Annotated in this window: 21 protein-coding genes; 16 read left to right on the plus strand and 5 right to left on the minus strand. The window is 43.8% G+C overall.

Going from position 1 to position 18,528, the window contains the following annotated elements:
* Window positions 1-7 precede the first annotated feature (7 nt).
* The 3 genes from IRQ95_RS16930 to IRQ95_RS16940 all read left to right on the plus strand — a co-directional run bounded on the left by IRQ95_RS16930 (window position 8) and on the right by IRQ95_RS16940 (window position 2,918).
* Window positions 8-499: a cyclin-dependent kinase inhibitor 3 family protein gene (locus IRQ95_RS16930; protein WP_075649193.1), complete on the plus strand. Its 492-nt coding sequence runs from the start codon at window positions 8-10 to the stop codon at window positions 497-499.
* 69 nt (window positions 500-568) lie between these two features.
* Entirely contained in the window at window positions 569-1,786 is a 1,218-nt protein-coding gene (gene arsJ / locus IRQ95_RS16935; protein ID WP_194438087.1) for an organoarsenical effux MFS transporter ArsJ, read from the plus strand.
* Window positions 1,787-1,904: 118 nt separating this feature from the next.
* Entirely contained in the window at window positions 1,905-2,918 is a 1,014-nt protein-coding gene (locus IRQ95_RS16940; protein ID WP_194438089.1) for an acyltransferase, read from the plus strand.
* A gap of 3 nt (window positions 2,919-2,921) precedes the next feature.
* Here the strand turns inward: IRQ95_RS16940 and IRQ95_RS16945 are convergent, their stop codons facing one another.
* Window positions 2,922-3,254 (minus strand): DUF2500 domain-containing protein, encoded by a 333-nt coding sequence (locus tag IRQ95_RS16945; RefSeq protein WP_075649196.1) that lies wholly within the window; start codon window positions 3,252-3,254, stop codon window positions 2,922-2,924.
* A gap of 251 nt (window positions 3,255-3,505) precedes the next feature.
* Here IRQ95_RS16945 and IRQ95_RS16950 point away from each other — a divergent pair, with 251 nt between their 5' ends.
* The 4 genes from IRQ95_RS16950 (at window position 3,506) to IRQ95_RS16965 (ending at window position 6,436) form a co-directional block, all read left to right on the plus strand.
* Window positions 3,506-3,871 carry a DUF4145 domain-containing protein gene (locus tag IRQ95_RS16950; RefSeq protein ID WP_194438091.1) on the plus strand — a complete coding sequence of 122 codons (366 nt, stop codon included), beginning with the start codon at window positions 3,506-3,508 and terminating at the stop codon, window positions 3,869-3,871.
* Window positions 3,872-4,829: 958 nt separating this feature from the next.
* Entirely contained in the window at window positions 4,830-5,453 is a 624-nt protein-coding gene (locus IRQ95_RS16955) for a lysoplasmalogenase (protein WP_194438093.1), read from the plus strand.
* Window positions 5,454-5,520: 67 nt separating this feature from the next.
* Window positions 5,521-5,754, plus strand: coding sequence for a YecH family metal-binding protein (locus tag IRQ95_RS16960; RefSeq protein ID WP_194438095.1), 234 nt, complete (start codon window positions 5,521-5,523; stop codon window positions 5,752-5,754).
* Window positions 5,755-5,848: 94 nt separating this feature from the next.
* Window positions 5,849-6,436 (plus strand): YhgN family NAAT transporter, encoded by a 588-nt coding sequence (locus IRQ95_RS16965; RefSeq protein ID WP_194438097.1) that lies wholly within the window; start codon window positions 5,849-5,851, stop codon window positions 6,434-6,436.
* Between the two features lie 47 nt (window positions 6,437-6,483).
* Here IRQ95_RS16965 and IRQ95_RS16970 read toward each other — a convergent pair whose 3' ends face one another.
* Together IRQ95_RS16970 and rsmD are read right to left on the minus strand one after the other, a co-directional pair.
* Window positions 6,484-6,750, minus strand: a complete 267-nt coding sequence (locus tag IRQ95_RS16970; protein WP_194438099.1) for a DUF1145 domain-containing protein — start codon at window positions 6,748-6,750, stop codon at window positions 6,484-6,486.
* A 9-nt stretch (window positions 6,751-6,759) separates the two neighbouring features.
* Window positions 6,760-7,359, minus strand: a complete 600-nt coding sequence (gene rsmD, locus IRQ95_RS16975) for a 16S rRNA (guanine(966)-N(2))-methyltransferase RsmD (RefSeq protein WP_194438102.1) — start codon at window positions 7,357-7,359, stop codon at window positions 6,760-6,762.
* Between the two features lie 209 nt (window positions 7,360-7,568).
* Here rsmD and ftsY point away from each other — a divergent pair, with 209 nt between their 5' ends.
* The 6 genes from ftsY to glpG all read left to right on the plus strand — a co-directional run bounded on the left by ftsY (window position 7,569) and on the right by glpG (window position 13,022).
* Entirely contained in the window at window positions 7,569-8,774 is a 1,206-nt protein-coding gene (gene ftsY, locus IRQ95_RS16980; protein ID WP_194438105.1) for a signal recognition particle-docking protein FtsY, read from the plus strand.
* Window positions 8,775-8,801: 27 nt separating this feature from the next.
* On the plus strand, window positions 8,802-9,476 hold the full coding sequence (ftsE, locus tag IRQ95_RS16985; protein WP_075649204.1) for a cell division ATP-binding protein FtsE: 675 nt from the start codon (window positions 8,802-8,804) through the stop codon (window positions 9,474-9,476).
* On the plus strand, window positions 9,466-10,428 hold the full coding sequence (gene ftsX, locus IRQ95_RS16990; protein ID WP_194438107.1) for a permease-like cell division protein FtsX: 963 nt from the start codon (window positions 9,466-9,468) through the stop codon (window positions 10,426-10,428). Before ftsE ends, ftsX begins: the two co-directional genes overlap by 11 nt.
* 193 nt (window positions 10,429-10,621) lie before the next feature.
* On the plus strand, window positions 10,622-11,479 hold the full coding sequence (rpoH, locus tag IRQ95_RS16995; RefSeq protein ID WP_194438109.1) for an RNA polymerase sigma factor RpoH: 858 nt from the start codon (window positions 10,622-10,624) through the stop codon (window positions 11,477-11,479).
* A 392-nt stretch (window positions 11,480-11,871) separates the two neighbouring features.
* Window positions 11,872-12,192, plus strand: coding sequence for a thiosulfate sulfurtransferase GlpE (gene glpE / locus IRQ95_RS17000; protein ID WP_194438111.1), 321 nt, complete (start codon window positions 11,872-11,874; stop codon window positions 12,190-12,192).
* Between the two features lie 8 nt (window positions 12,193-12,200).
* Window positions 12,201-13,022 (plus strand): rhomboid family intramembrane serine protease GlpG, encoded by an 822-nt coding sequence (gene glpG, locus IRQ95_RS17005; RefSeq protein WP_194438113.1) that lies wholly within the window; start codon window positions 12,201-12,203, stop codon window positions 13,020-13,022.
* A 47-nt stretch (window positions 13,023-13,069) separates the two neighbouring features.
* On the opposite strand, the gene IRQ95_RS17010 is transcribed toward glpG, so the two are convergent.
* Window positions 13,070-13,480 carry a flagellar basal body-associated protein FliL gene (locus IRQ95_RS17010; protein WP_194438116.1) on the minus strand — a complete coding sequence of 137 codons (411 nt, stop codon included), beginning with the start codon at window positions 13,478-13,480 and terminating at the stop codon, window positions 13,070-13,072.
* A 161-nt stretch (window positions 13,481-13,641) separates the two neighbouring features.
* Here IRQ95_RS17010 and IRQ95_RS17015 point away from each other — a divergent pair, with 161 nt between their 5' ends.
* Entirely contained in the window at window positions 13,642-14,181 is a 540-nt protein-coding gene (locus IRQ95_RS17015; protein WP_194438119.1) for a chorismate lyase, read from the plus strand.
* Entirely contained in the window at window positions 14,182-15,036 is an 855-nt protein-coding gene (ubiA, locus tag IRQ95_RS17020) for a 4-hydroxybenzoate octaprenyltransferase (RefSeq protein WP_194438121.1), read from the plus strand.
* 83 nt (window positions 15,037-15,119) lie between these two features.
* On the opposite strand, the gene plsB is transcribed toward ubiA, so the two are convergent.
* Complete coding sequence (plsB, locus tag IRQ95_RS17025) at window positions 15,120-17,576, minus strand: glycerol-3-phosphate 1-O-acyltransferase PlsB (protein ID WP_194438124.1); 2,457 nt, start codon at window positions 17,574-17,576, stop codon at window positions 15,120-15,122.
* A 193-nt stretch (window positions 17,577-17,769) separates the two neighbouring features.
* On the opposite strand from plsB, the gene IRQ95_RS17030 reads away from it, so the two are divergent.
* A complete protein-coding gene (locus tag IRQ95_RS17030) occupies window positions 17,770-18,132 on the plus strand; it encodes a diacylglycerol kinase (RefSeq protein WP_431358061.1) in 363 nt (120 codons plus the stop codon).
* Window positions 18,133-18,528: the final 396 nt, after the last annotated feature.

An 18,528-nucleotide genomic window follows, 5' to 3' on the forward strand; every position in this document is an offset into this window, starting at 1 on the left:
AATGATGATGACACACCCAACATGGCAACTTGATGTTGAACAAGGCGCGTTGATTTTAACGCCATGTCCAGGCACGAAAGATGCTTCTCTTTACGAGAGCCTAGAGCAACTTAAGCAACAAGGTGTGCAAGCAATTGTTACAGCTTTGGACGATCGCGAACTGGCGGAAAAAAACGTTTCTCAACTTGGCTCACTGACGAAAGAGTTAGGTATGCAGTGGTTTCAATTAGAGATTGAAGATGACTGCGCTCCAGATGGTAAATTTGCCGCTAAATGGGCAGAAGTAGCACCAACACTGCATCAAATTGTGGAGCAAGGTGGCAAAGTCGCGATGCACTGCATGGGCGGTTCTGGTCGCACTGGTCTACTCGCAGCACATTTACTACTTGAGCGTGATTGGGCTTTGGCTGACATCGTCTCTCAAGTACAGGCACTTCGTCCTGGCGCATTCACTAAGCCAGTGCAAGTGGAATACATTGAGCAAGTGGCTCAAGGTTAATCATACCCCAATGAGCTTTTGGATCATGGGTGTCCAAAAGCTCTTATTGCTGTTCATATAGGGTGGCTTATGTTTGCCAATTTGAGCAAAAGTGTTCGTCAATATATGTTGGTGACCTTTAACTATTGGAATTTTACCGTCACGGATGGCGCACTGCGCATGCTGGTGGTGCTGTACTTTCATGATTTGGGCTACAGTACACTAGAAATTGCCTCACTTTTCCTTTTCTATGAATTCTTTGGTGTAGTGACCAACTTAATTGGTGGTTGGTTAGGCGCAAGACTAGGTTTGAATAAAACCATGAATCTTGGTCTCGCGATGCAAATTGTCGCTCTCACGATGTTAGCGGTACCAGCCGCGTGGTTGACCATTCCTTGGGTGATGTTGGCTCAAGCGATGTCAGGTATCGCGAAAGATCTTAATAAGATGAGCGCCAAGAGCTCGATTAAGACACTCGTACCAGACGATCAACAAGGTGCGCTCTATAAGTGGGTGGCGATCTTAACTGGCTCTAAAAACGCTCTGAAAGGTGTAGGCTTCTTTGTTGGTGGTTTACTGCTCTCGCTGGTGGGCTTTAAGGCTGCGGTGCTGTTAATGGCGGGCGTATTAACCCTGGTGTTGATTGGCAGCTTACTTGGTCTTGAAAGTGATATGGGTAAAGCCAAGGTAAAACCGAAGTTCAGCCAAATTTTTTCTAAGTCTGAATCGATCAATATTCTCTCTGCAGCGCGCATGTTCTTGTTTGGCGCTCGCGATGTATGGTTTGTGATTGCTTTACCCATCTATTTGGGCAGCACGTTTGGTTGGCCACACTTGTGGGTCGGAGGGTTCCTTGCTCTGTGGGTGATCGCTTACGGATTTGTGCAGGGGTTGGCGCCTAAGATTACTGGTAAGGCTCAAGGTCGTGTGCCGGATGGCAGTGCGGCATTATTCTGGGCGGGTCTGCTAGCAATCATTACTGCGGGGATTGCTTATGCCGTTCAGATTGGGTGGCAGCCGCAGCTGGTTATTATCGTTGGCTTGCTTATTTTTGGTGCCGTGTTTGCGGTTAACTCATCGCTGCATTCTTACTTGATAGTCAGTTATGCCAAAGGCGATGGGGTATCGCTTGATGTGGGTTTCTACTATATGGCGAACGCGATGGGGCGCTTAATTGGTACGGTATTGTCAGGCTGGGTGTTCCAAATGGCAGGCTTATCTGCTTGTTTATGGGTGTCTTTTGCTTTCCTAGCAATCACGACTATCATCTCAATTAAGCTGCCTAAGTTGGAGCAAGCTACGACTTAAGCGCGGATTGGTTTTTAACTTGGCTTACTAAAAGCTGACTAAACCGTTACTTGTTATTGGTTTAGTCAGCTTTTTTATTGCTATATTCAATACAATTCTTAATTTTAGTTGGCTGAGTATGAGAGAACGAGTTCGCTTTTTCGACTTATTGCGTTGTGTCGCCGCTATTGCGGTTATTGCTATTCATGTACTCGCTCCTTATCGGCATGAGTTAGGTTCGATATCTTTTGAACAGTGGGCGACGGCGGTTTCTATTAACAGTATTAGCCGTTGGGCGGTGCCAGTCTTTATTTTGATTACTGGTGCTTTAATGCTTAGTGATAAGCGTGATTTTGAGCTTGGGTATTACGTCAAACGTCGCTTAGGTAAGGTGCTGGTGCCGTTTTTAATTTGGTCGTTGTTTTATGCCTATTTATCAGGATGGACGGCGCAAGGGTTTGACGGGCAGACGGCAAAAGAGGTTTTACTCGATAGTCCTCACCACGCCACTTATTACCACCTTGGTTTCTTCTACTACTTTATTCCACTCTATTTCGTCATTCCGTTTTTCCAGTGGGTAGTGAAACAAGACAATGATTCGGCCTTGTATGCTTTTGTTGCCTTATGGTTGGTGACGACAACACTTTATTTGTTTGGCATTAATGGTCCATGGAGTGCCGAACTTTGGCTCTATAGTGGTTATTTGCCTTTGGGGTATTTGCTCTACCAAAAGCTCCCTTTAAGTCGTTCTGCGGTCATCAGTTTTACTTGGCTGGGTGTTGTTGCGTTGTTGGTGACAGTGTTTATGGTGCTTACCAATAGTGTCGAAGCAGGAAAATATACGGTTGGGCGTTGGTTATCTTATAAGACCTTGAATGTCGTTATGGCGGCGAGCATGGTGTTTGTCGTATGTCGCTATTTGAGTGATTTCCTTTCAGAGAATGCACATAAAGTGGTTGCGTTAATCAGTCAGCACAGTTTGGGGATTTACCTTCTTCATCCGATATTTTTATGGCCGATGAAAGCATTTGGTTGGTATCAAGGTCATCCTGGTTGGGTCATACCACTATGGATCATCATCAGTGGTGGTGGAGCGCTAGCATTGAGTTGTTTGCTAGCGCGCAGTAAAAAGACAGCATGGTTACTGCCGTAAGTATTATGGACGTTTGATCGCGAAATGAAGGAACTTATCGCCTTGATAGGTAAGGGTTCCTTTGTCTCCCGGATTTAATGCATGGAAGTAGTGGATGCCCACCTGAAACTCTCGCTTTGGTCCAATTCGTCCACGTTGTACATAAATCCAATATTCTTGGTCTTCCTGACCTGGTTGTGCATCTTCAATTTCGATTGCTTGCTTGTCGAGTACCGTCACATCAACGGATTGCTCAGGTGCGTTTTCACCTTGCATATGACGACGATAGAAATTGCTAAACACCCATCCAGCTAAAATACACAGCAAAGCAATGGCGATAAATATTGAAATAGGCATCAGTTCCTCCCCGATGAACTTAAGGGAGCATTCTAGCTACTTTTTAGTGATGATGTTGACTATGCTCTGAGATATAAAGCACAGAATGGTGATATCGAAAATAGATCTTCGATCTACATCACAAGCTATTGACGATTAACTCGGTAATCTAGAGCTGTAGACAGAATTCATTTGTAAGATGACCCTTGTAACTTGTTAAATAACAAAGACAATAGAGACGGAGATTGTAGTATCAAACAGGGAGAGAAATTATGTCCGATATCGATAGCGTAATTACTCGCACTCGTAAAATAGAGCACTTGCTGCGAACCCAATACCATGCAGAAGGTAAAGGTCTTCATCAGCTTATCACTAGCTGTGAAGAGCGTTTACCCCATAATGTGGTAGGTAAGCTGCGTTATATCGCTACGATTCGCAATAAAATTGTGCATGAGTACGACTATGAGTTAGAGAATCGTCGCGAGTTTCTTTCGGTTTGCGATGAGTGCGAGAAAGAGCTAACTCCAAGAAGCAGTCGCTTTATTTGGCGCGTAGCAATATCCCTCATGACCTTGATTACGTTAGCCGCGATGCTGTTTTATTACGCGCATTGGGATATTTTATCGAAACACTTCTAACTTAGGTGGTGAAGTGCTTAAAAGTATTGGTTTTTATTCTTGGTTTAAAACTAGACGAATGTTTAATAGTTGAACATTTCTTGATTGATACTGAGGCATAAAGCAAAAAAGGGACGCCATTGGCGTCCCTTTCTTTTTTAATTTGACTAGTACATCATCATCGGCAGAGTCATCAAGCCTACGATGACTGCGATCATTACAAGTCCTTGTTTTTGTGAAGAAGTAATCATAACTCTGCTCCTTTTATTCGATGATTTATTCTATGTATATAAGAATAGCAGAATTTTAAGTGGTTGATCAAGGATCAAGCTCAAAAGAGTCATAAAAAACAAATTAATGGTCTCGATTATTGGCGTTAATCGCTTGCCTAAGTGATGAAATTGTGGTTTTTTTCACGAGGTAATATTGTGATTTTGATTGCTTTTTATTTTTAAGTTATTGATTTTAATTGATTAAAAAGTAGCTCAAATAGTGTTCTATTAGGTTGTATTGAATTTTGCGACATTCATTTTGCAAAGCTTGTTTTTGCCCTATTTGTCACGGTTTTTTGTTTTTGATCTCTATGAGCATGACATGGATTCTCATTTGTTGAGATTTTTCTGACATAAAATTTGCGAAATTTTAAATATGACTTAGAGGACAAAAAGTATAAAGGTTAAGTTTTTATTGTTTTTATTGGATTATCTGTTTGTATTTTAAAGGTATTTTTCTTTATTTTAATTGTAATGAGTCTAGTCTTTCTAAGGGTGGATAAGGTTTGTGTATTGAAATGATGGCTAGCGCTTAGTTCTGGTCGAAATGATCAAAAACTGGCTGACTGGAGGCAAGTCGACGTGATGTGAGCAATATCGGATTGAAGAGAATCGAATCGCAACCAAGATCCAAGTTTTGTTTGTCATATATAGACAATTCAGGACTCAAGCCTAAACTGGCGGTTCGAATTTCTAGAGGTAATGTTATGTGGAGCTGGCTCGCGATCGCACTCTCAGGGTTTATTAGCAGCTCTGCTTGTGAAAATAACCAACCTAAACAAGCAATCTTTTTCTCTTGCTTCTCCCTATTCTTATTGTTGGTCATGCTTTGGAGCAAAGAGAGTTTAGTCGGGCGTTTAGAGTGGTGGGTGTCTCTCGGGTTAGTGATTTCGATGTTTGCCGATAGCCTTTATATCACTAAGCGGATAAAGCGGATTTGTTTTGCTTGTTTTATCGCGGCGCAACTTTGCTATAGCACTTCGTTTTGGTTACAGCTTTCTGGTGAGGTAGTGTGGTGGTTGGCTGCGATGCTACTGGCAATGGGCATCATGGCATTTTTCCTCTTGCTACCTAAAATCGACCGTCTTATCTTTCCCGTTGTCATCATGGGAATGGTGTTACTGCAATTGAATTGGGTTACCGGAGAACTATGGCTGTTGCAGCATAGCCAAGCCGCTCTGCTGGCGTTTGTTGGTAGCCTATCTTTGACCACTTCTGCCGCATTGTTAGCGATTCATGATTATCGTCACTCCTTGCCGTTGGGACGTTACTTAATTTCTGGTACTTATCTGCTGGCTCATTGCTTGATAACCGCTTCCTTCATTATTTGATATCAAAGAAAGGTTGTTGCTTTCTCATCTATCCTATTTGGGTTTCAAATCCACAGGAGTTATTCATATGAGTGAAATTCATGCTCACAAAGTGTTAAACCTACTACGTGAAAAGCCGATGAGTGAAGAGGCGTTGCGCCAAGTTGTACATAATGAGTTTGGTGCAGATGCTCAGTTTCGTACGTGTAAGCTGTCAGGTTTTAACTTTGATCAGTTGTTTAGCTTCTTTATTGAACGTCAAAAGATCACACAACAAGATGAACTTTGGACGGTGAATCAAGAGCGAGTTTGCAGTCACTAAGAAAGGTATGCTTGTAAAGCCCAGTCTGTTTTACAAATTGGGCAATATCTTCGAGATGGGGTTATACTTCGCCGCAAAGTCTTGGAGGTAATTAATGGACATTCTTTCTGCGGCGACGCTGCTGTTTTTGATCATGGACCCGCTGGGCAATCTACCGATTGTTCTGTCGATCTTAAAGCATTTAGAACCGAAACGACGTCGTATCGTACTGATTCGAGAGCTCTTCTTTGCACTGGGTATTTTGCTGTTGTTCCTGTTTGCAGGTAAAAGCATTATGGCTTTTCTGCATGTACAACCAGAAACGTTGAGTATCTCCGGCGGTATTATCTTATTTATCATCGCGATAAAGATGATCTTCCCTTCAGCTGGCAGTGTGACAGGATTGGCGGCAGGTGAAGAGCCATTCATTGTGCCTATGGCTATCCCAATGCTCGCAGGCCCTTCGGTTATAGCGACCATCCTATTACTCTCAAGCCAGAATCCGAATAACTTGCTAGAACTTTCAGGTGCTGTGGTGCTGGCGTGGACGGCAACGTTTGTGATCTTGATGTTCTCTGGCATTTTACATCGTCTATTGGGTGAGCGAGGCCTGAAAGCGGTAGAGCGTTTGATGGGGTTGTTGTTGGTAATGATCTCAACACAGATGTTCTTGGATGGCATGAAAAGCTATATGGGCATGTAACCCAAGCCCACTAAAATAAAAATGCCGCTCGAGAGAGCGGCATTTTTTTACATCATATGTTTACGACGAATATCAAGCAGGGCAAAAATACCAAAGATTAAGATTGACCACTTTTCCCATCGACTCATGTTGATCTTGTCGCCAAAGGCTCCAATGAAAATCAACATTTGCAGGCCATGCATCATAAACAGGAAGGCCGTCAAAATATAAAGAGCAATGGCTGCATTACCTGGAAATGGCACAAAAAAGTTTAATAGCAGAATAAACCAAACAAACCCGATGCCGGTTTTGGCTAACAAAATCAGTGCTTTCATTTAATTTCCTTATGCTGATTCTCGTTGGTAGAGACGGAAGTTGACTTGACCTGCCGTTTTATCACGGTGTAGCTGCCAGTTTTCCGGTAGACCTTCAATGGTCAGTTCTTTTTCTGTTTCAATGTAAATCATGGCATCTTCTGCCAGCCAGCCATTTTGCTCGAGTAAAGCGATGGTTTCACTTAACAAACCTTTGCGAAATGGTGGATCGATAAAGACGATGTGATGCGGTGTACCTGGTTGGGCTAAAAAGCTTAATGCATCGGTGTTTCTTACCACAATGTTATCCGCTTTCAGTGACGCGATATTCTGCTCTAATTGCTTATATGCTGCAGGATTGAGCTCAATCAACGTAACCATTTCAGCTTGGCGTGAAGCTGCTTCAAAACCTAAGCCGCCAGAGCCGGCAAAGAGGTCTAAGCACTTCGCTTGTGGTACATCTTGTGCTAACCAGTTAAATACCGTTTCTTTAACGCGGTCAGTTGTTGGGCGTAGCCCTTCAGCGTCATGAACGGGTAATTTTCGTCCACGCCATAAGCCACTAATAATTCGGACAAAGCCGGTTGAAGGTTTTTTTTGTGATGTGTTTTGCTGGCGACGTCTTACCATAGATTTTTTGACCGCTAATAAAGTGATACTATACCCAGTCGCTCAGCGTTTACGCTCTGAGTACAGCCAAATTTCATTGATGACAAAGTGTAACCTTAAATTGCCTTTAGAGTGGTAACTTTTCACTTTGTTGTCATTTTCTTTTTCAATTTGCGTAAGCTTAACGAGAAAGACTTAGAATTAATTAAGACAATCTAGGATATCCCCAGATGACGGAAAAAAAGAAGCGCGGATTGCTCTCTTGGCTTGGTTTTGGTGATGATGACCAAGCGAAACAACCAGAACAAGAGCAAAAGGTAGAATCAACTCAACCAGAAGTGTTACCAGAAGAGGTCATTGAGCAGGTTGAAGAGCAAGAAACCGTTGCCGAACCAGAACAAGAACAGCAAGCTGCCAAAGCAGAAGCAGAAGCAGAAGCAGAAGCAGAAGCAGAAGCAGAAGCACCAGTCGTTGCTCCAGTAGAGCCACGTGTGCAAGAGCAAGAAAAACCAACCGAGAGCTTTTTTGCTCGCCTAAAGCGTAGCCTTGCGCGCACGAAAGCAAACATCGGTGCTGGTTTCTTCGGTTTGTTCAAAGGCAAGCAGATTGATGACGAGCTGTTTGAAGAATTGGAAGAGCAACTTCTGATCGCTGATGTTGGTATGGATACCACGCTTAAAATTATTGAGAACCTAACTGAAAAAGCGTCTCGTGCCGATCTTAAAGATGGTGAAGCACTCTATGGTCTTCTGAAAGAAGAAATGGCAGAGATTCTGTCTAACGTAGATCAGCCTCTAGAAGTCGACACCAGCAAAACGCCTTACGTGATCTTAATGGTCGGCGTAAACGGTGTAGGTAAGACAACGACCATTGGCAAACTCGCGAAGCAATTCCAATCGCAAGGTAAGAAAGTCATGCTAGCGGCTGGTGATACCTTCCGTGCTGCTGCGGTGGAGCAGTTACAAGTATGGGGTGAGCGTAATGATGTTCCGGTCATTGCTCAGCATACTGGTGCTGACAGTGCATCGGTTATCTACGATGCTATTGAAGCCGCGAAAGCACGCGGTTTTGACGTAGTGATCGCAGATACAGCGGGCCGCTTGCAAAACAAAGCTAACCTAATGGAAGAGTTACGTAAGATTGTTCGTGTGATGAAGAAGATTGATGATTCTGCACCACATGAAGTGATGTTGACGCTAGATGCTGGTACGGGTCAAAACGCGATTAGCCAAGCGAAACTATTTAGCGATATTGCTCCGATTACGGGTATTACTCTGACTAAGCTAGATGGTACGGCGAAAGGTGGTGTGATCTTCGCGCTTGCCGATCAATTCCAGATCCCAATTCGCTTTATTGGCGTGGGTGAAGGTATCGATGACTTGCGTCCGTTTGAAACAAAAGAGTTTATTGACGCACTGTTTAGCCGCGAAGATTGATCGGTTTGTGAGTAAGAGGAACAACGGGTGATTAAGTTTCAGCAAGTAAGTAAAGCTTACCGAGGTGGTCGACAGGCTCTGCAGAAAGTCGATTTTCATCTGCGTCGAGGTGAAATGGCATTTTTAGGCGGTCATTCTGGGGCTGGTAAAAGTACCTTGCTCAAGTTGATATGTGCGATAGAGCGCCCTACCGATGGCAAGATTAGCTTTAACGGGCACGATATCACTCGTATTCCTAACAAAGACATCCCTTTGTTGCGTCGCAATATCGGGATTGTCTTTCAAGATCATCGCTTGCTGATGGATCGTTCGGTATACGACAACGTTGCTTTGCCAATGCGTATTGAGTCTATCTCCGAACATGAGATCAAACGTCGAGTTTCTGCGGCGTTAGATAAAACAGGGTTATTGGATAAAGCGCGTTGTTTGCCAAGTCAACTTTCAGGTGGTGAACAACAGCGAGTGGGGATTGCTCGTGCCGTAGTCAATCGTCCGACCTTGCTGTTAGCTGATGAGCCAACTGGTAACCTGGATCAAGAGCTATCTGCTCGAGTGTTGCGATTGTTGGAAGAGTTTAATCGTGCTGGGGTAACCATACTGCTTGCCACCCATGACGTTAACCTCGTTAACTCGCGACCTCAGTATCGTCACTTGGAATTAAACCAAGGTTTTTTGAGTGAGGTCGAAGATTATGGCCGTTAATAAGCGCAACAACAAGGCGGCGAAAAAAAGCGAACGCGCTCAGCGTGATGGCTATTTTGCTATCCACTTTAAGCAGGCGAAAGCCTCATTTATGAGTTTATGGTCGCGTCCTCTAGGTAACATTCTTACCTTGGCCGTGATTTCAATGGCGCTAACTCTACCCGCAACCTTGTATTTACTAGGCAAAAACGTAGCCGTGGCGACAACCAATGTTGCCGGCCCCTCTCAAGTGAGTGGTTATATTAAAGAACAGACACCAGAACCACGTATCATGGTGTTGAAAGATGAGCTGGAAAGTTTATCTGAAGTTGCCAAAGTTGAATATATTTCCCCTCAACAAGGTTTAGCTGACTTAAGCCAATATTCCGGCTTTGATCAGGCTATCTCATTGCTTGAAGATTATTCGCTGCCGGGTGTGTTGGTGATAACACCGGCAAGCGACGACAAACAAGCCGTAAAAGCTTTGGCAAAACGCATTCAAGCGGAAGACGAAATCACAGATGTTCGTCTTGATGAAGACTGGTTTAGCCGCCTTGATGCTATTAAGAATCTAGTGACAGGCATTGTAGTGACCTTGTCTGTTTTAATGTTGGGCTCTGTGTTTCTCATTGTGGGGAATACACTGCGATTTAATGTCCAGGCCAATAAGCACGAAATTCAAACCATGAAGTTGATTGGAGCAACAGATAGCTTCATTTTGCGACCGTATTTATATTCTGGAATGTGGTTTGGCTTAATTGGGGCGCTAACTGCGTGGATTCTTACAGCGTTAATCACAGTTCTGCTTAATAGCAGTGTTGAACAGTTGGCGCTTCTGTATGATAGCCGCTTCCGATTAATCGGGCTAAGTTGGGATGAAACCTTACTGCTATTGATGTTAGGCACTTTCCTAGGGTGTTTAGCGGCGAAAGTGTCTGCCCAGCGCCATCTCAATGAGATAGAGCCTGTATGATCAAGTGATCAAAAAATTATCACTATTTATCTTGAAAAAAGTATACGCTACCGTATACTTTTTCTTTCTTTGTACTATTAGTTAAAACTTTTGTTTCAACTATTTTAGTTTTGACTGCTTGAATCCTGTTCATTTTGGGTTCAGTATTGATGGGCTAAAACATACTCCAGATCATAGTTTGATGAGGACTTGAATGACTAACCAAGCGTATTCGATAGCTGTAGTTTCACAAGATAGCTTAGATAGCTACATTCGTTCAGTGAATGGCTACCCAATGCTAACAGCTGATGAAGAGCGTGAACTAGCTGAGCGTTTACATTACGACGGTGAGATCGATGCCGCTAAAGGCTTGATCCTTTCGCATCTGCGTTTCGTTGTCCATGTGGCACGTGGCTACTCTGGTTACGGTTTGCCTATGGCTGACCTAATTCAGGAAGGCAACATTGGCTTAATGAAAGCAGTAAAACGCTTTAACCCAGAAGTGGGTGTTCGCTTGGTGTCATTTGCGGTGCACTGGATTAAAGCAGAGATCCATGAATATGTACTGCGCAACTGGCGTATCGTTAAAGTTGCGACGACTAAAGCGCAACGTAAGCTGTTCTTCAACCTACGTAAGTCGAAGAAACGCCTTGGTTGGTTTAACAATGGTGAAGTTGAAACGGTCGCGCGTGAGTTAGGTGTTGAGCCAGCAGAAGTTCGAGAGATGGAATCACGTCTCGCGGCACAAGATGCGACTTTTGAATTGACTGTTGACGATGATGATAACGGCAGTATCAGTGCTGCACCTGTCCTGTATTTAGAAGATAAGTCTTCTGATGTAGCAGAAAATGTCGAGGCAGCCAATTGGGAAGCGCATACAAATAATCGCTTAAGCTTGGCGCTTGCGAGTCTGGATGAGCGTAGTCAGCATATTGTTCGCTCACGTTGGTTGGTCGATGATAAAGCAACGTTACAAGATTTGGCGGATAAGTATGGCGTTTCTGCTGAGCGCATTCGTCAGTTAGAGAAGAATGCGATGAAAAAGCTTAAGCTAGCAGTGGGCGAGATGTAACCCAAGATTCAATTAGAATTGCGAAAAACCGAGATCAAATGATCTCGGTTTTTTTATGCCTGATCGCTAGAGGTGATCTGTTTTGGTTCAACAGCCTGTGGGTAACTCTGTGAGAAGTTTCTTGGTTAGATGTCAGAAAGCAGGGTAAATAAAGGCTTTGAAGAAGGAATTAGATTGGGGATATAGTTCTAATTACTCACAAAAAAATAAGGATCATCACAACATCTAGTGGATCGAAAGTTGTTTAGACACTTTATCAACGCAATCCACAGAGTTATCCACAAATGGCTAAGAAGTGATCGCAAGTGGATAACCTTATAGCCATCGTGTACTTGTTGAGCACTGGATAGGTTACAATGGGGATAACAAAAAAAGACCAACAGAGAAAGTAAATGGACCAGTTTCAACATATTGATGTACAAAAAGCTCACGAACTTATGCAACGCGACCAAGCGCACATGCTTGATATCCGTGACCCGCAGTCATTTGCAGTGGCTCATGCCTCTCAGGCATTTCATTTAACGAACGACTCGATTAACCAATTTATGCAAGATGCAGATTTTGAAGAGCCAATTTTAGTGATGTGTTATCACGGTATTAGTAGCCAAGGTGCGGCACAGTATTTGGTTAACCAAGGCTTTGAGCAGGTGTATAGTGTTGATGGTGGTTTTGAAGCTTGGCATCGCGCCAACTTACCCGTAGAAACTGACTAGGTAGCATTATGATCAAATTGATTACTCTTACCCACCCAAGAATGGCTCAGGCATTCATTGACTATATGGCGTCACGTCATGTCGATATTAAGATGATGCCGGAGGGAGGAGGTCAGTTTGCTCTATGGCTGGTGGATGCTCAGCATCAGGTTGAAGCCGAAGCCGAGCTTAAGATGTTTCTTGATAATCCTAATCAACCTAAATACCAAGCGGCATCTTGGGATATGGCTGAATCACGTCAGAACAACTTTCGTTACAACTCGCCAAGTATGCTTGCAATGGTGAAAGCCAAGGCTGGCCCATTTAGCTTATTAATCATGGCAACCTGTATCCTGATCTTTGTCTTGCAGCAGTTTGGCGCAGGTCGACCGGTTTTTGATGCATTGCATTTTCCAGCCTTTGCTGGACAAGAGTGGCAAATCTGGCGTTGGTTTAGTCATGCCTTTTTGCATTTTTCGGTCATGCATATCGCTTTTAACTTGCTATGGTGGTGGCAACTTGGTGGTGATATTGAGCAACGCTTGGGCAGTGGCAAACTCATTAAAGTATTTCTACTCTCTGCTGCGCTTTCTGGCTTTGCTCAATATTGGGTTGAGGGGGCTAATTTTGGTGGCCTATCGGGTGTCGTTTATGCACTGGTTGGGTATATATGGATGTTTGGCTATCGTGCACCAAGCCAAGGCCTGATCATGCCAAAAACCATTCTTGGTTTTATGCTTGTCTTTTTGGTGCTTGGTTTTGTGCAGCCATTTATGGCGATTGCCAATACCGCGCATTTGATCGGATTAGTTTCCGGTATCGCTATTGGTTTATGGGATACCCGAAAATAGAAAAAGCGGCCAAGGCCGCTTTTTTTGTATTGGATGCTGACTTGCTGTTATTGATACAGGTACTTAGTGAACAGAAGATCCGCGATAACGGTTTTTCCTGTTTCAGGTAATAGAATCTCATTGAGTTCCTTTACTAAGCTCTTACGCATATCTTCACGACCGGCTAGCGACTTAACCGTTGCTTCGGTTTGTTTACCTAGCATCTCGATTACCGCATCACGAATTAACGGTTGATGTCTTTCAATGATTGGCAAATCGCTTTGGCTAGCAACCATGATATCAATTCGAACTTGAATATAGCCAAGTTGCTTGCCTTGAGTGTAGAAGTTTGTCGTTAAGTCAGGCTCCAACGTAAAGTAAGCGAGTTGAGTTGCGCTTGTATCTTTATTTGCCATGCTAGGTGTTGCGAAAATCAATGCAACAACCGCAAATATTTGGACTAGGTAACGTTTAAACATATTTCTAACTTTTCTTTCTTCTGATCAAGATACTCGAATCGCCGTAGTCTTGTTACAATAGAGCATCTATTTGTAAGGAATCATGGTGAATTGCCGACTGAGCACTTCGCCCATAAATTGTAGCTTTATTGTACGCGATAGAGCGACTGATTGAATACTGTATGAATCAAATGATTGCGCTTTATTTGTCTTCACTGCGCCAAGTAGAATGGCAACAGCCTGAAAAGTTTAACTTTCCTTCTGAGATAGCGAAGGAATGGTTGCAAGAACAGGGCTCGTTGTCACGCTTACTCGAAACTTATTGCCAACAATTGAATGTAGATCTATTCCATAACGATATTGTTGCACCGACTCAACTTGATCAACAGGAATTGAGTCTATTAGCCGCTGAGCAATGCTTGCTGCGTAAAGTGGTCCTTAAAGGCGATGGTGAGCCTTGGGTTTTAGGTCGAACCTTGATCCCTGAATCCTCATTAATTGATCAACCACATGATTTGACTCAGCAAGGTGAAATTCCGCTGGGTTTGACGGTGTTTAGTTCTAACAGCGTAAAACGTGATGCCTTACAGGTGGCTTGGGTCGATACACCAAGCGGTTTATGTTTAGCGAGACGTTCTCGTCTATGGATGAACGATAAACCGATGCTGGTGGCGGAGTTGTTTTTACCGAGTGCACCGATTTATTCTAAGGAGAGAGCATAAATGACTGCCACAAAAGCGCGCGCTTATTGGCAACTAATGCGCATGGATAAGCCGATAGGTACGCTGTTATTACTTTGGCCGACTATGTGGGCATTGATCATTGCCGCTCAGGGAGTCCCGAGTTTAGAAGTGCTGCTGGTATTTACTCTTGGTGTGGTTCTGATGCGAGCAGCAGGCTGTGTCATTAACGATTTTGCTGACCGTAAAGTTGATGGGCATGTAAAGCGGACCCAGCATCGTCCGTTACCCTCAGGTCTAGTTAGTAGTCGTGAAGCGGTGACATTGTTTATTGTGTTAGCGGTAATGTCGTTTGTTTTAGTGCTGACAATGAATCCGTTGACCATCAAGCTGTCGTTTGTCGGCATCTTTCTCGCGTTTATCTATCCATTCATGAAACGCTATACACATTTGCCTCAATTGTTTTTGGGTTTAGCTTTCAGTTGGGCGATCCCAATGGCTTGGGCTGCGCAAGCGAATGAGTTGCCGCCGATGGTGTGGTTTTTGTTTGTCATGAATGCACTATGGACGATTGCCTACGATACACAGTATGCGATGGTTGATCGTGATGATGATTTGAAAATCGGCATTAAATCGACCGCTATTTTATTTGGCCGCTTCGACAAAATGGTGATTGGTATATTACAACTGATTACCTTGATGATGCTGATTGCTTTGGGGATGTGGTATTCGCTAGGCACCAGCTTTTATTGGAGTGCTCTGGTGGTCGGTGCGCTGTTTGTTTTTCAGCAGCACCTAATTCGTCATCGTCAGCGAGAGTTATGTTTCCAAGCATTTCTCAACAACAACTATGTTGGGATGGCAGTAACACTTGGGCTGTTGGTGGCATTTTGGTAAATCGACTAAGTCAAAGTTTATTGTGAGCGACAACGAGAAATAGAGAAGGGCATCGAATGATGCCCTTTTTCGTTGTTGAGAACTTACTCTTCCGTCAGTTGCTCTAACTCGCAATGCTCTGCTGCTTGGCAGACGCTTTCACGAATGGTTAGACGAACTTCTGGGTAAAGCATAGTGTAGAGCAGTTCAGCGAATTGACGCGTTTTCTCTAAGTCACAGTTACCATCAACATCAAGGTAGTTTTGCTCTTTCAACGTGGTAAACAACGCAGCGAAAACGCCTTTATCGAAGAACTCTGGAGCATTGATACCATGTAGGCGACCCAAACGCTGAGCAATATCTTGGCTCTTAATCTCGAGATCAGATTTACCGAGTTCTGGCATTGCGACTAATAAGTTCAGCGCGATTGAGTAACGTTGCAAAGTTTCAGAGATAGTGCGGCCGAGCAGAACCAGTACCTGAGTATTGTTTTGCTTAATTTCCACCAACTCTTGCTCGATGCTGATCAGTCCTTGGTTAGCCAGCTCATTGACATACGCCTCTACTGCCTGATCAAGGTTTGCTTCATCAATACTCAAGAATAGTTCTTGCTTTAGAAACGGGTAAACCTGAGCTACATTCGCTTGGATTTGCGTTAAGGTGAGCTTTTGACGACGCACCAGCATCTGAGAAATTAATGCAGGGATAGCGAACAAGTGAATAATATTGTTGCGGTAGTAAGTCATTAGGATGGATTGGTTGCGATCAAGCGACACAATCTCACCCATAGTGTCCGTTTCTAGCACAAATTTATCTAGAGATTCAGCGTGTTTTACTAGCGTCTCTGCGTCTTCATTAGGCATAGTGCAAGTTGAAGAGTAAGGCACGTTTTTCAGTAACGATAAGTAGCAGTCGATTTGCTGTACTAAGCTATCACGTGAAAGTGCGCGCTGGCGTGATGCAAGTAGAGCGGTCGCACATAACGTTAAAGCGTTTGCTGCAGCCGCATCGTTAATATGCGTCATCATCTTGGTGGCTAGACCATTAACAACTGGCGTTAACCATTGTGGTTTCGAACCGCCCATAGGATCGATATCTTTGGTCCACTCAGGAGCGTGCTCGTTGAGGTATTGGTTGACCGGGATCGGCTCACCAAAGTTCACATAGCCTTGACCAAAGTTGCGCAGTTTACGGATAGTACGTAGCACAAGGCCCGCATTCTCTTTTTCTTTGCGGCTACCACGTAATTCTTTGGCGTAGGTGCCCACTTCCATTACATGCTCATAACCAATATAAACCGGTACGAGCGTCACCGGGCGGTTTAGACCTCGCAGCATTGCTTGGACCGTCATTGCTAGCATGCCTGTTTTCGCTTGTAGCAAACGACCAGTGCGCGAGCGGCCACCTTCACTGAAGTATTCTACCGAGTAACCTTTAGCAAACAGCTCTGCGAGATACTCACGGAAAATCGTCGAGTAAAGCTTGTTGCCTTTAAAGCTGCGGCGAATAAAGAACGCACCACCGCGGCGGAAAATTGGACCAGCAGGGAAGAAGTTTAGGTTGATACCGGCAGCAATATGCGGTGGAACCATGCCCTCATGGTAGAGCACATAAGAAAGCAACAAGTAGTCCATGTGGCTGCGGTGACATGGTACATAGACTATTTCGTGGCCATCTTGTGCTAAACGACGCACAGTGGCGGCATTATTGATGTTGAGTCCTTGGTAGATGCGATTCCATAGCCAACCCAAGATGCGATCGCCATTACGTACAAGGGAATAAGAGAAGTCAGCCGCAATTTCATCCATAATGTCATGAGCTTCTTTGCGTGCTTTTTCTAATGAAATACCTTTACTATTTGCTTCATCTTCAATTGCTTTTTCAATCGCCTTTGATTTCATTAGACGATTAAACAGTGCTTGGCGACTTGGTAGGTTTGGACCCGAAGCGGCCAATTTTTGGCGAGAGAAGTGAATACGTGCAACGCGGGCAAGTTTGTGGGCAATGGAGGCATCGGTGCCATGAGAGCTCGCCATATAGCGTAATGAAACCACCGGGCTGATGCGAACTAAGCAATCACGTCCTGATAGTAGTACGGCTTTCGCTTTTTGTGGTCCGTTGAGCGATTGTAGATAAGTTGCGTGCTTACCTTCTTTACCTGGCTTACGTCCCCAAAGAACGGTGACGGGAATGACCTGAACATCCAACTCGCTGTCTTCTTTATGAAGTGCTAGTAGTTCAGAGAAGAGAGCGATAGACTCTGCGGGCACATCGCTGTCGTTGCCGATAACGGTTTGGCGCGAAGAGGTAAATACGTAGCGGTTAAAGCTTTTTCCATTAATCTCAAGAGGCGCTAACGGATCAGGTAGACCCAGTGACTTCACCTGCTTTTGCAGGCTAAGTAAGTCCACTGCAGAACGGTAAGGTAGTGCGTAAACAATGGGCTTGTTAATATCAATGCTATGATCTTCAATCGGATTAGAAGGTATAGCCGTTCCCTTTACCAGCACCGAAAGCGGCAGCTTTAAAAGCGAGCGTGATAGTGAACGTCCAGAAGACATAAAGGTTCTTTGCCTCGATTAGATAATAAGCATATTTCCAGTTCTTTGAGTCTAGAACTCGAAATATGCCCAAGCGATTTTTTTAGGCAGCAAGGATACCAGAAACTGGTCGAACCTTTTAATTATTATTGAATGGAAAACCAGCAATTCTGGTGATGATTGCGCTTAGTGAATACATTTTTGAGAGATTATTGTGAAACCAAATTCTACACATGGTTTAAAACGCGTCATGAATGCGACTCGCTATTCATGGCAAGGATTAGTGGCGGCGTTTAAAAATGAAGCGGCTTTTCGAGAAGAGATCGTGCTGGCCGCAATTATGTTACCGGTGGCATTATGGCTTGATGTCACGCAGGTAGAACGTGTTCTGCTTGTTGCGACAGTTGTGTTGGTTTTGATTGTTGAGTTGATCAACAGCGCGATTGAAGCCGTGGTCGATCGAATTGGTTCAGAGCGTCATGAGCTCTCAGGCAGAGCAAAAGATATTGGTTCTGCCGCTGTGTTATTAGCCATGTTATTAACGGCTTATACTTGGGCGACGATCCTATTTTTCTAACCTTCTAAACATAAAATCAATCAAGTTAGACTCCACTTAAATGGTTGTCGATTCGAGATTTGTGTAGAAGAGTAAGTATTCAAGAGCACGTCGGACAAAGCTCTTTATCCCACTTATATAAGCTTTGAAAATCAAAGTGGAGTTCTTCAAATTTTCCATCGCGGCACAGGAGGATAATAAAGCATATCATGCTGTTATTTTCCTTTGTATCAAGGTACTTCGTAAGTATTATTGGTTTAGTTTATTAGCACTTAAGTTTATATCGGATGGCAGCGCTAAAGTGAATCAAAAAACTTAAAGCTCATATTAAATACACAGAGCAATAGCCGAGATTAAAATGCCCACAGCTATAGAGATGCCAACTTTTACCAAACTCTATGTGAATTGACTTCTTTA

Source organism: Vibrio fluminensis (genome assembly GCF_015278125.1).
In the GTDB taxonomy this organism is placed as follows: Bacteria; Pseudomonadota; Gammaproteobacteria; order Enterobacterales; family Vibrionaceae; genus Vibrio; species Vibrio fluminensis.